10 protein-coding genes are annotated in these 12,523 nt (G+C 48.9%); 4 read left to right on the top strand and 6 right to left on the bottom strand.

Features of this window, described 5'->3' with window-relative positions:
- Positions 1-83 precede the first annotated feature (83 nt).
- On the top strand, positions 84-2,939 hold the full coding sequence (locus XMG48_RS03620) for a valine--tRNA ligase (protein WP_173480671.1): 2,856 nt from the start codon (positions 84-86) through the stop codon (positions 2,937-2,939).
- A 49-nt stretch (positions 2,940-2,988) separates the two neighbouring features.
- On the opposite strand, the gene XMG48_RS03615 is transcribed toward XMG48_RS03620, so the two are convergent.
- The 4 genes from XMG48_RS03615 to pdxH all read right to left on the bottom strand — a co-directional run bounded on the left by XMG48_RS03615 (position 2,989) and on the right by pdxH (position 5,033).
- Positions 2,989-3,600: a YigZ family protein gene (locus XMG48_RS03615; protein WP_173480670.1), complete on the bottom strand. Its 612-nt coding sequence runs from the start codon at positions 3,598-3,600 to the stop codon at positions 2,989-2,991.
- Between the two features lie 55 nt (positions 3,601-3,655).
- A complete protein-coding gene (locus XMG48_RS12065; protein ID WP_256368167.1) occupies positions 3,656-3,787 on the bottom strand; it encodes a hypothetical protein in 132 nt (43 codons plus the stop codon).
- Between the two features lie 136 nt (positions 3,788-3,923).
- Entirely contained in the window at positions 3,924-4,385 is a 462-nt protein-coding gene (locus tag XMG48_RS03610; RefSeq protein WP_173480669.1) for a peptidylprolyl isomerase, read from the bottom strand.
- Between the two features lie 12 nt (positions 4,386-4,397).
- Positions 4,398-5,033 carry a pyridoxamine 5'-phosphate oxidase gene (pdxH, locus tag XMG48_RS03605; RefSeq protein ID WP_173480668.1) on the bottom strand — a complete coding sequence of 212 codons (636 nt, stop codon included), beginning with the start codon at positions 5,031-5,033 and terminating at the stop codon, positions 4,398-4,400.
- Between the two features lie 345 nt (positions 5,034-5,378).
- On the opposite strand from pdxH, the gene XMG48_RS03600 reads away from it, so the two are divergent.
- Entirely contained in the window at positions 5,379-6,071 is a 693-nt protein-coding gene (locus XMG48_RS03600) for a hypothetical protein (protein ID WP_173480667.1), read from the top strand.
- Here XMG48_RS03600 and XMG48_RS03595 read toward each other — a convergent pair.
- Positions 6,068-7,048: a hypothetical protein gene (locus tag XMG48_RS03595; RefSeq protein ID WP_173480666.1), complete on the bottom strand. Its 981-nt coding sequence runs from the start codon at positions 7,046-7,048 to the stop codon at positions 6,068-6,070. The two genes, XMG48_RS03600 and XMG48_RS03595, sit on opposite strands and share 4 nt — an antisense overlap.
- On the bottom strand, positions 7,048-7,893 hold the full coding sequence (locus XMG48_RS03590) for an alpha/beta fold hydrolase (RefSeq protein WP_173480665.1): 846 nt from the start codon (positions 7,891-7,893) through the stop codon (positions 7,048-7,050). The genes XMG48_RS03595 and XMG48_RS03590 overlap by 1 nt, the downstream gene beginning before the upstream one ends.
- A gap of 139 nt (positions 7,894-8,032) precedes the next feature.
- On the opposite strand from XMG48_RS03590, the gene XMG48_RS03585 reads away from it, so the two are divergent.
- The gene (locus tag XMG48_RS03585; protein WP_173480664.1) at positions 8,033-9,268 is read left to right on the top strand and encodes a biotin/lipoyl-binding protein; all 1,236 of its coding nucleotides are present in this window, start codon (positions 8,033-8,035) and stop codon (positions 9,266-9,268) included.
- Entirely contained in the window at positions 9,265-12,408 is a 3,144-nt protein-coding gene (locus XMG48_RS03580) for an efflux RND transporter permease subunit (RefSeq protein WP_173480663.1), read from the top strand. Before XMG48_RS03585 ends, XMG48_RS03580 begins: the two co-directional genes overlap by 4 nt.
- Positions 12,409-12,523 lie beyond the last annotated feature (115 nt).

The raw sequence follows: 12,523 nt of genomic DNA, 5'->3' as shown, positions 1-12,523 counted from the left end.
ACTCCCACCCTTTAAATTTTTTCCAAAAGTAGAGAGGAGCTATCCTCTGCTACCGAACTTGAAAACAGAGACTACAGCACCTCATGGATAAGACGTATCAACCGCAAGCAATCGAGCAAAAGTGGTACCAAGACTGGGAAGAGAAAGGCTTTTTCGCACCTTCAGGTGAAGGTGATGCCTACTCAATCATGATCCCACCGCCAAATGTCACGGGCAGCTTGCATATGGGTCACGCCTTCCAGCACACCCTAATGGATACTTTAATTCGATACCGTCGAATGCAGGGCCGCAACACGCTCTGGCAGGTTGGTACAGACCATGCAGGAATCGCCACTCAGATGGTAGTTGAGCGCAAACTAGCTGCTGAGACCGGCGAGAGTCGTTACGATCTTGGTCGCGATGCGTTCATTGAAAAAGTCTGGGAGTGGAAAGGCGAATCGGGTGGCACCATTACCCGCCAAATGCGTCGTCTAGGTAACTCTGTCGATTGGCCAACCGAACGTTTCACTATGGACTCTGGTTTTTACCATGCCGTTCAAGAGGTCTTTGTACGCCTTTACGACGACGGCTTAATCTATCGTGGTAAGCGCCTCGTTAACTGGGATCCTAAACTTCACACAGCAATCTCCGACCTTGAGGTGGAGAACCGCGAAGTGACTGGCAAAATGTGGTACATCCGTTACCCACTTGCTGATGGTGTGACAACCAAAGAGGGTAAAGATTACATTGTCGTGGGTACCACGCGTCCAGAGACACTGCTGGGTGACACTGGTGTCGCAGTCAACCCTGAAGATGAACGCTACGATGACCTAATCGGTAAAGAGATCCTACTGCCATTAGTCGGTCGTCGCATCCCGATTGTTGCCGATGAACATGCCAGCATGGAAAAAGGGACTGGCTGTGTAAAAATCACACCGGCGCACGATTTCAATGACTACGAAGTGGGTAAGCGTAACAAGCTGCCAATGATCAACGTTCTGACCCTTAACGCAGATATTCGTGATGAGGCTCAAACCTTTAACTTCGATGGCAGTGTCAACAAAGAGATCGATCCAACGCTACCTGAGAAATATCGTGGCATGGAACGTTTTGCTGCACGCCGTGCCATCGTCGCTGAACTGGAAGAGCTCGACCTTCTCGTGAAGATCGAAGAGAACGCGATGACCATTCCTTACGGTGACCGTGGCGGTGTGGTGATTGAACCGATGCTAACCGATCAGTGGTTCTGTGATGCTAAGACACTGGCTAAGCCAGCGATCAAAGCAGTTGAAGATGGCGACATTAAATTTGTCCCTAAACAGTACGAAAACATGTACTTTGCTTGGATGCGTGACATTCAAGACTGGTGTATCTCACGTCAGCTTTGGTGGGGTCACCGAATTCCTGCATTCTATGATGCTCAGGGTAACGTCTACGTTGCGAACTCAGCTGAAGCTGCGCGTGAAAAATACAACTTGGCGGCCGATTTAGAGCTCCACCAAGATGATGACGTACTAGACACCTGGTTCAGCTCGGCACTGTGGACCTTTGGTACTCTTGGCTGGCCTGAAAACACGGAACGTTTGAAAACCTTCCACCCTACCGACACCCTTGTAACCGGTTTTGACATTATCTTTTTCTGGGTTGCTCGCATGATCATGATGACCATGCACTTCATGAAAGATGAAAATGGCAAACCTCAAGTGCCATTTAAAAACGTCTATGTGACAGGTCTTATCCGCGATGAGAGCGGCGATAAGATGTCGAAATCGAAAGGCAACGTGCTTGACCCTCTCGATATGATCGATGGCATCTCACTTGAAGATCTGTTGGAAAAACGTACCGGTAACATGATGCAACCTCAGCTAGCCGAGAAAATCGGCAAACGTACTGAGAAACAGTTCCCTGAGGGCATTACGGCGCACGGTACTGATGCATTGCGCTTTACATTAGCAGCACTCGCTTCAACGGGTCGTGATATCAACTGGGATATGAAGCGACTAGAGGGTTACCGTAACTTTTGTAACAAACTCTGGAATGCTGCCCGCTATGTCATGATGAATACCGAAGGTGAAGATTGCGGCAACAATCAAGAGCCAGTGGAACTCTCACTGGCTGACCGCTGGATTATCAGCCAGTTACAACGCACCGAAGCGACCGTCACCAAACAGCTAGACGAGTACCGCTTTGACCTTGCTGCACAGACACTCTACGACTTTATTTGGAACCAGTACTGTGACTGGTACCTAGAGCTGTCAAAACCTGTTCTATGGGATGAGCAAGCGTCTGAAGCGGCTAAACGTGGCACACGTCGTACACTGGTTCGCGTTCTTGAGACGATTCTCCGTTTAAGCCACCCTATCATGCCATTCATTACTGAAGAGATCTGGCAGACAATCAAAGGGCTGGCCGGTGTTGAGGGTGAGACACTGATGCTTAAGGAGTTCCCTGTTGCATCAGAAGAGAAGATTGACGAGCAAGCAGAAGCTGACATCGAGTGGCTTAAGGGCGTGATCACAGCGGTTCGAAACATTCGTGGTGAGATGAAAATTGCACCATCACAGGATCTTGAACTTCTGCTATCTAACTGCAGCAGTGAAGACACTCGTCGTTTAGCTGAGAACCAAACATTCTTGATGAAACTAGCCAAATTGAGCAGCATCACGACCCTAAACGAAGGTGATGATAAACCTCTTGCCGCGACTCAGCTGGTTGGCGCAATGGAACTGTTGGTTCCTATGGCGGATCTTATCGATAAAGAGGCTGAAATGGCTCGCCTTCAGAAAGAGATTGATCGCCTACAAGGTGAGATTGACCGAGTTGATAAGAAACTGTCTAACGAGAAGTTTGTTGCCAACGCACCTGAAGCCGTTGTGACTAAAGAGCGCGCTAAGGCTGATGATGCTGCACGCTCTAAAGTTCAACTAGAGAAACAGTTAGAGTCGATTAAAAACCTTTAAGCGACGTTGATAGTTAAAAAGGGGCTCAATCTAAGATTGCGCCCCTTTTTTATACCTCTAGCGTTAGCGATACACCTCTATACTCCAGAGCCAAAATCGCCACTTTGAAGGTCTCTAATTGAGCCAATTCAACTAACAGTGTTTTATCTACTATCTCTGTATAGCTAGCCGATAGCTCTTCAGCCGCTACGGCAGCGATGACCTGTTGAATGTCAGCCTCTAGCTCGTAAGGATATCGGATCTGGCACTCAATCTTAGGAGCACATTCAATGGTCAGCAGATGTTCTGAGAGCTCACTAACCGAGGCACCATAGGCTCTAATTAACCCACCGGCTCCCAGTTTAGTGCCACCAAAGTAACGTGTCACGACGACACCGATGTCTCCCAAATTTTTATGCATGAGGATATTAAGCATCGGCTTACCCGCTGTACCACTGGGTTCGCCGTCATCACTGGAGCCAGCGGCCTTAGGTGCCTGAGGTGCGCCTAAAATATAGGCCAAACAGTGGTGGCTGGCTTTAGGGTGCAGACGCTGCATCTCTGATTGCAGCTGATAGAGTGCATCAGTGGAACTAAGAGGGATTGCGGTCGCTATGAAACGACTTTTTTTGACTTCGATCTCATACTCAAATCGATCGACTGGGGAGAAGTAAGCAGCCATAAGCCTCCTTAAAGAAGAGGCTTAGACTACTGACATGAAGAGGAATGTAAAGTGATTACTTTTTCTGATCTTCGTTCATCAGGTTCTTCACTTTGAAGAAACCCCAAGTCATTACACCTGCCATTGCAGCCACACCTAGAAGGCTTGGCCAAACTGTTTCAAAAGTGTATGCATCAATACCGAACATTTCGTTACTCCTAGTTATCAAGTTTTAATAACTGTAACTCGAAGGCGGCAACAATATATTGATATAACTCAAGCTTGCAGGGCAGACTCAAGAACATTCGGATTTAACAGGGTCTGTTTTATAGCCAATAGCAATATTACTCGGCTAACTCGGCTAGCTCCTCTTCAGTGGCCATGCGGACATCAATCACCTCAACATCAAAGTTTAAATCCTGCCCTGCAAATGGGTGGTTAAGATCAACCTTCACCTCGCGGATATCGATCTCTGCAACTCGACCCAAGCGCGGCTCGCCATCTTCATCCTCTAGCTGAACCAACATCCCTTTTTGCAAACCTGGCATATCAGCAAAGGCCTCACGAGGAAGTACATCGAACAGCTCCTCATCACGTTCGCCATAGCCGCGACCCGCTTCTACAAGAACCTGAAAATGATCACCAGCCGATCGCCCGTCTAGCGCCTGCTCAAGACCCGGCACCAGCATCTTGTAACCATGGACGTAGGTGAGCGGTTCATCATTTCTCGAACCATCTTTTACCTCACTCTCATCACTTACAATGGCGTAGTGAAAGGTGACGTAAGCATCTTTACAAATATTCATTATCCAAAATCCTTAAGGTTGCAGGCGGGTAACGACCCAACCTGTGTCTGATGGTTCAAAACGAAAACGGTCGTGCAGGCGACTTTCACGCCCTTGCCAAAACTCAAAACGGGTCGGTACAAGTCGATAACCGCCCCAGTTATCGGGACACGGAACCTCAGTCATATCTGACAGCTGATTGACCGCTTGTTCAAGCACAGCTCGAGATTCGACTGGCTGACTTTGATGAGACACAGCAGCACTTCTCTGGCTACCCACTGGGCGAGAGTGGAAGTAGGTTTCACTCTCAATGCGATCGATCTTTTCAACCTGTCCGCGAACGCGAACTTGACGCTCTAACATCGACCAGTAGAAAAGAAGTTCTGCTTGCGGATTGGCCGCTAACTGCTCCCCTTTCTCACTCGAGTAGTTAGTAAACCAGGTAAACCCTTCTGAACTAAACTCTTTTAACAGAACAATACGCGCACTGGGCATCCCCGACTGATCAGAGGTCGCCAGAGTCATAGAGGTAGCATCTTTAGGATCCACAGCCAATGCATCCTGCATCCATGCATCAAACTGCTGAATCGGATCTCTGACTAAATTATCTTCATGAAGACCTGCCACGAGGTATTCACGACGCACATCACTTAATTGGGTTGTCGACATCGAAACTCCTATCATTCAGATTTTCGAGAGTTATACTTAGGGAATCTAAGAATAAGTCCATGGCATCTCAGGTTTACAGTCAAATTCATCATCAAGGCGTGTTTTCGAAGGCCTAGCCAGCTAAGTCAAGAAAGCACAACACCGAGGGTGGATTTGACTGTGAACCCCGAAGGGCGTGGCCTTATACATGCATCTACGGTGTTGCTTCTCTTGCTAATGGCTAGACCATTAGCGGCGAAAAGCGCCTTGTATCTGCAAATATCAGGCCTCGCTGAGATACTATGTACTTGTTCGTAGATTCCCTAAACATATTATTACCGGTATCTGATCAGGATCCCAGCTCAAATGGCTAGAACTGCACAAATAGTGACGCTCATCATGGCACTCGCTCTTAGCGGCTGTGTCGGTGTTCAAAACAAAGAGCTTCGCCTGCAGAATCTCGCCAAGTCTGACGTCGATATGATCGTTGATCAACACATTAAGACGATCAACGCGATGAGTCGTGAACTCACCATCAAACTCTACAAACGCAACCCACGCGAACTCAAAAAAGCGGCCGCTGGTACGACCGTTGAGACGCGTCTGAAACAGCTTTTAAGCTACCCAAGGCCTATCAGTCATCCAGAACTCAATCACCTATACGGAGTTGATGCGCTCAAACTGGCTTTTGATGAGGAGTATCAAGGGGACCGAGTCTTCGCTCTAATGGTCGCTATCACAGGTATGGTTCACGCCTCATACAACTACCGTGAAGAGTTCTTTATGCTCAACGAGATCGATTCACAAAAACTGTATAACTCGGCACGTAATTTAGAGAAGATCGCTTGGCAACTGCACAACTTCAAAACATCAAGTGGCGAACTGTTCATTCTGACTGACAGCATGAATGAGGGAGTGATTAACCTCAGCTACGAGCGACTCTTCGGGAAGATGATTGCCACTCAGGATATGCTCGCTGAGATTGTTGCGCAGACGACAGATCGAACCATCAATCGAATTGTTCTAAGTGTTGCTACAGCTCCATTTCTGCCTATTTAAGGTAGTATAATCTTCTCGATCTTGTGGTTAGCATTCAGCGCTAACGTAATGTCCGCTCGTGTTGGAATCTCATCGAGCATCCAGCGCGTCAATCGCTCATAGTGAGCAATAAAGCGTGTAATCTCAGTGCCATCCATAATCCGCAATGGGTCTGCAGGTGCTATCTCGTCATACAGCAATGAGGCTCGATCTTTGAGTTTCTGCTCTTGGACCGTACGCCAATCGTACACCGCCTGCATGTTGGGCACTTTGAGCATGACGAGCATATCTAAGAAGCTGAACAGCTCTTGATAAGAGGTTGCCAGCTGTTGATTGACATAGTGTCGCCAGACACCCTCAGGGTCTTCGAGGGTCTCTAACTCATTAATAGGTGAAGCGAGCGACTCTTCAGGCTCGGCAATACCACCGACACACCAACCATCAAAAATAATGACATCCGCAGAACCATGCCACTCTTGCCACATCTGTTCTGGTACACGCTCATCGGTCGATTTATCAAAAATTGGGATCCGAGTAAGGTCGTCTGGCCCCGCGTGCTTGAGTCGATTTAATAGTTCTATACCCAAATCAACATCATGGGTACCAGGCACTCCACGTGTCTTTAAAAGAGGGTGAACGGACTGTGCCAACGCGTCCCTCTCAGCACGCGTCAGATAGAGATCATCGATTGAAAACCCCGTTACTTTCAATCCAAAACCCTCGGTGAGAATCACCTCTAGGAGGTTATAAAGTGTCGCTTTTCCTGCCCCTTGTGCACCATTAATTCCGACAATTAAAGGGGAACCCGGCGTTAGTCGATCCAATATAGAACAAGCAACGGGCACGTAGATCTGCTCAAACAGCTCATTCAAACCTAGATCGACATCTAAAGATTCGACGGTCGGCGCAAATGCTCGAGTGACCGCATCAAGCGCCTTTGCTCTCATCTCTGGGGAACCAGGCAACCTATGTTTAGGCCAGGTCACTATGCTGCCCATTAGGCATCACTCCTTTTAAGAAACACTGTAATTGCTTGGACCTCAAAGGGCGTCATTAGAGGCGGCGCGTGTCCAAGACCCTGCAACTGCAACAACTCCAAATCGGGCTTGTGTTCAAGCATTGCATCCACAATCTCTTGCGTCAGCAAGTCAGATGCGGTGCCGTGAATCAGCATCTGCGGGCACTCTATCGTTTGCCATAATGGCATAAGATCAATGTCTTCGTTAGAACCCAAGCGAACGTTAATGGCAATCGCTGGGTCATAGTGAAGATGCAGGCCATCATCAGCCTGTCGCGAACCATATTGAGCCACTCGTTGCCATTGCATTTCGGTTAAATCGCGAAAACTGGGGTAAGTGCATTTGATGTGATTAATAAGCGCCTGTTGATCAGTAAACAGAGGATCTTTAACGTAGGCTGCAATGCGCTGCAGAGACGCTTTGGGTATGTGACAACCCACGTCATTCAGAACAAGTTTTTCAATGTTGGCTATCTTCAGGCTAGCAGCAGCCATTGCCAGAATCCCGCCAAGGGAGGTTCCTACCCAATGGACAGGCCGGTTATCTACAGCGTTCAACACCGCACTGATAGCCGGCAGATAGCTCTCTGGACTGTACTGCTCAGGTTGTTTCAACCAATCACTCTGACCACGTCCAGGCAGATCAATAGCAATACAAAGAAAATCATCCCCTAGCGCTTCGATCAACTCATCAAAATCACGACTACGGCCTAACAATCCGTGAACACAAAACAACACTTTTTTTGCCAAAGGAGAACCACTCTGCCAATAAGCGACACGATAGTCGTCACCGTCCAAATGATAAGTAGTCGATTTTAATTCCATGAACTCTCAAACGCTGGGTAAAGTTTTGTAAAATCTTGCCTGATCTCATTGAAACGGTCCAGTTTCGCTGTGCGAACGTAGATCTCAAGCTGTATACTAACTGACACTTTAATTTAACTTCGTAGGGAGAAAAGCCTCCGTGAAACGGTTACTGAAATGGCTTCTACCAATCATCATTCTTGGCATCGCTATTGCTGGATTCATCTCGTTAAAATCAAGCAAACCCAAAATGCCACCCAAACCGATCACGGAACGATCTTGGAGCGTCAATGCAATTGCCGCGTCACCTCAATCGATCGCGCCAGAGATTGAGCTCTATGCTGAAGTTGAAAACCCCCGCCAGGTGGTTCTGCGCGCCTCCATTGCTGCCGATGTTCAATCGGTTGAAGTGCGCGAAGGTGCAACAATTAAACAGGGCGATCTACTGATTCAACTCGACACCCGAGACATCGATCTTCAAATCGCTCAACAGCGTGCCCAAATCGATGCTCTAAAAGCACAACTGTCGGCAGAACTGCTTCGTTTTGAAACCGATAAAAAAGCATTGGCGATTGAAGAAGAGATGCTAGTGATTGCGCAACGCTCTCAACAGCGCCAGCTTAACCTGTCGGGTAAAAAACTCGCCAGCCAAGAGCAGCTCGACACCGCTGAGATGAACACCCAACAGCGCCAATTGAGCCTTGTATCTCGCAAGCAGTCTTTAGCGGACCACCCCAACCGCGTTGCGCAACTCAAAGCATCGATTGCCCAGTCACAGGCTCAGTTAGATAAATCGCTGCTTGATCGCGAACGCGCTTTCGTGAAAGCACCTTTCGATGGTCGTGCAACCAAAATTTCAATTGCCGTCGGTGACCGCCTAAGAGCCAATGATGCGCTTGCCTCTGTCTACCCAAATTCAGATCTTGAAGTTCGTGCTCAACTACCTAGCCGTGCACTAGCACTTATCAAGAGCCAATCGTCACTCGCTGACCTTGAGGCGGTCGCAAAGATTGATGGTCAGCAGTTCGAACTTGAACTTGATCGTCTCAGTGCCGAAGTTGCGACTGGATCGACCGGTGTGGATGGCCTGTTCCGTTTTGTCGATTCAGACTACCTTCCCGAGCCTGGTCGCACCATCAGCGTTGCACTGACGCTACCAGAGCTGAATGATGTCATCGCACTGCCGCCAGTGGCGCTTTACGGCACGGATCGCATCTATCGTATCACCGACTCTCGACTCGAAGCGGTTACAGTCAACCATCTAGGTTATCGAACTAACTCAGATGAGAAGCGTGAGATTTTGATCAAGAGCGATCAGCTCAACGCCGGTGATAAGATCATTACAACCCAGCTACCCAACGCGGTCAGCGGCATGTTGGTTGAGGTGAAACAGTGAGTCAGGCAACCGGTCTTAAAGGGTTTGTCAGCCTATTTACGACCCACCGGGTTGCGGCAAACCTGTTAATGATATTGATGTTAGCGGCCGGTCTATTGGGCCTTAACCGTCTTAACATCCAGTTCTTTCCAACCTTTGAGCTCGATATTATCAACATAACCGTTCCCTGGAGCGGTGCCAGTGCTGAGGATGTACAAACCTCTATCGTGGTTCCTGTAGAGGAGGAGCTTCGTGCGCTTGAGGGGATCAAAAAGCTCTCGGCCATTTCACGTGATGGCAGTGCCGTTTTTCGTCTAGAGATTGAAGACGGTACCGATGTAGATTACACCCTGTCAGAGGCAAAGCAGAAGATGGATGGCGCACGTTCAGCACTGCCTTCTGATGCCGAAGATGCTGTTGTACAGCTGCTGACACGATACGACAACATTGCTGATCTGATCGTCACCAGTGATCGTGCCTCACTTGAAGAGCTAAGAACTCTGGCGCGTACCTACGAGCAGCAACTTCTACAGCGCGGCATTCGTAAAATCGATTTCACCGGCATGCCAGAGCAAGAGATTGCTATCCAGTTCAGTCCAGACAACCTTAATCAACTAGGCCTCACGCTTAGCGATATTTCGGGATTAATTCGCCAACGCTCAGTTGACCTACCTGCGGGCGTTGCAGCACAGGATGATGGCGCTCGAAGAATTCGCAGTTTAGGCCAACAGCGCGATGTTACCGGCTTTGAAGAACTACCGTTGATCACTGCAGGCCAAGGCAAACTGGTTCGCCTTGGCGATATCGCGTTGATCGAGCAGCGCGACAAAGAGGATCAAGTACGCCTCTACCATGAAGGCAACCCAGCGATTGTTCTGAGCCTGAAACGAACAGAATCAGAGAACAGTTTAACGACCGCCAATCTGTTTAACACTTGGCTGGAAGAGACCCGCCCCACTCTGCCAGAAGGCGTTGAACTACTGACCTACAATGAGCAGTGGACACTGATCAAAGACCGTATCGACCTTCTTATCGAAAACGGTGCTAGCGGCTTAGTTCTAGTTGTCTTGATTCTATTCCTCTTCCTAAACGGCCGTGTCGCCTTCTGGGTAACTATTGGTATTCCAACCTCATTCATGGCGACCCTAGCGGTGCTCTACCTAGTAGGCGGCTCGATCAATATGATTTCGCTGTTTGCACTGATCATGGCACTGGGCATCATTGTCGATGATGCGATTGTCGTTGGTGAAGATACCCTCGCACATGCTCAGATGGGAGAGAGCTCTCGACGTGCCGCAGTTGGTGGCGCGCTTCGCATGCTCGCTCCTGTGACCGCCTCATCGATGACCACCATCGCGGCCTTTCTGCCACTGATGATGATCGGCGGTATCATTGGCAACATTCTGTTTGATATCCCGCTGGTGATCATCTGCGTCATCATCGCATCGCTGGTTGAGAGCTTTTTGGTGTTGCCAGGCCACCTCCACCACTCATTAGCACGAGGGGATGCAGCACACCCATCGAAAATCCGAATCAAGCTGGATAATGGGTTTAACTACTTCCGAGACCGCATCTTCAGACGCTTCGTTGAAACGGCAATCAACTATCGTTGGGCATCCATTGCAACCGGTGTCGGTGTACTGATCTTTGCTGTTGGCTTGCTTGTCGGTGGTCGAATTCAATTCACCTTTTTCCCAAGTACCGACCAAGACACCTTCTCGATCAACACTCAGTTTGTCTCTGGCACCAGTGGTGATCAGGTCAGTGAGTTTCTCTTCTACATCGAAGATCAACTTCACAAAACAGATGAAGAGTTGGGTGGCGGCATTCTTAAGTTCGCACTTATTCGCCAAAACATCTCCCAACCATCACGTAATGCGTCGCCTAAACGCGGGGATATCTATGGTTCAATTCAGGTTGAGCTAACCCCAGGGGACAACCGAGAGGTCTCGACCAAAGCGTTTACACGAGCACTGCGCAAAAACATTGAGCAACCTGCCGGCCTAGAGCGCTTATCGATCGATGTCGATCGAGGCGGTCCTCCAGGCAAACCAGTTGAAGTTCAACTCACGGGAAGCAATATCAACCTGTTGAAACAAGCCTCACTTGAGCTCCAAGAGAAGCTGAAGGTTTATAACGGGCTCAGTAATATCGATGATGACCTCCCGTTTGGTACTTCTCAGCTAATCTACACCCTGACTCCGGCTGGTGAAGCGGCAGGTTTAAGACTTGAGCAGGTTGGACGTCAGTTAAGAGCTGCCTTTGATGGCCAAGAGGTACAGAGCTACTTTGAGGGCCGTGATGAGATCAGCGTGCGCGTTCAGATGCTCGATGAGCAGAAAAATCAACTAAGCTCGCTCAGTCAGCTACCGATCGTGTTACCGGATGGTCGAGTGACACCGGTATCCAACGTCGTCAACTTCACCGCACGTCAGGGTTTCGATTCACTGCAGCGTATCGATGGTCTTCTGTCGATCAACGTATCGGCTGACCTTGATGAGAGCGCCAACAATGCCAATGAGATCATCGCTGACCTGCAGCAGAAGGTAATGCCTGAGATCCTCGGTAAGTATGGAGTTGACGCGAGCTTTGAGGGTAAAAACCGTGATCAACGCGAAACCCTTGGTGATATGAAAACCGGCCTAGTCATTGCACTGGTGCTGATCTACGTGATTCTGGCTTGGGTCTTTGGTTCCTACAGCTGGCCAATCACGATCATGCTGACCATTCCGCTTGGATTGACCGGCGCACTATTGGGACACTGGGTATTAGGACTGGATCTGACCATCCTGTCACTGTTTGGCTTCTTCGGTCTTTCCGGGATCGTGATCAATGACTCAATCGTCTTGGTGACGTTCTACAAGAAGTTACGTGAACAGGGTATGGCGATTAAAGAGGCGGCTATTGAAGCCTCCTGCCAGCGCCTGCGTGCCGTGCTGCTAACATCACTAACAACCATTGGCGGCCTGACACCCATCCTATTTGAAACCTCCATTCAAGCTCAGTTCTTGATCCCAATGGCGGCTGCCATCGTATTTGGATTAGGTTATGGCACCTTGTTAATACTGGTTGTGGTTCCATCCCTGCTGACACTGATCGAAGGGGGTCGGGAGAAGCTAGGAATGAAACCGATCAGCTCTTACTCGGTCGATACACCTTAAAGCAAATTACGACCTGTGTTCTAAGGCGGCGATCCATTTATTGGATCGCCGCCTTACGTTATACTGTCGCACCCATTTTTAATGACTAGAGCGCTTGGTCGCTTGAGACACTGTT

Source organism: Marinobacterium sp. xm-g-48 (assembly GCF_013282925.1).
GTDB lineage: Bacteria > Pseudomonadota > Gammaproteobacteria > Pseudomonadales > Balneatricaceae > Marinobacterium_E.
The sequence above is the reverse complement of the archived record's forward strand: the minus strand, read 5'-3'. Positions and strand labels throughout refer to the sequence as shown.

Excerpts from the sequence above, each read along its gene's own strand:
- XMG48_RS12065 (WP_256368167.1), bottom strand. The coding sequence starts at position 3,787 with ATGTTCGGTATTGATGCATACACTTTTGAAACAGTTTGGCCAAGCCTT.
- XMG48_RS03595 (WP_173480666.1), bottom strand. The coding sequence starts at position 7,048 with ATGGGCAGCATAGTGACCTGGCCTAAACATAGGTTGCCTGGTTCCCCA.
- XMG48_RS03590 (WP_173480665.1), bottom strand. The coding sequence starts at position 7,893 with ATGGAATTAAAATCGACTACTTATCATTTGGACGGTGACGACTATCGT.
- pdxH (WP_173480668.1), bottom strand. The coding sequence starts at position 5,033 with ATGTCGACAACCCAATTAAGTGATGTGCGTCGTGAATACCTCGTGGCA.
- XMG48_RS03615 (WP_173480670.1), bottom strand. The coding sequence starts at position 3,600 with ATGGCTGCTTACTTCTCCCCAGTCGATCGATTTGAGTATGAGATCGAA.
- XMG48_RS03610 (WP_173480669.1), bottom strand. The coding sequence starts at position 4,385 with ATGAATATTTGTAAAGATGCTTACGTCACCTTTCACTACGCCATTGTA.
- XMG48_RS03600 (WP_173480667.1), top strand. The coding sequence starts at position 5,379 with ATGGCTAGAACTGCACAAATAGTGACGCTCATCATGGCACTCGCTCTT.
- XMG48_RS03620 (WP_173480671.1), top strand. The coding sequence starts at position 84 with ATGGATAAGACGTATCAACCGCAAGCAATCGAGCAAAAGTGGTACCAA.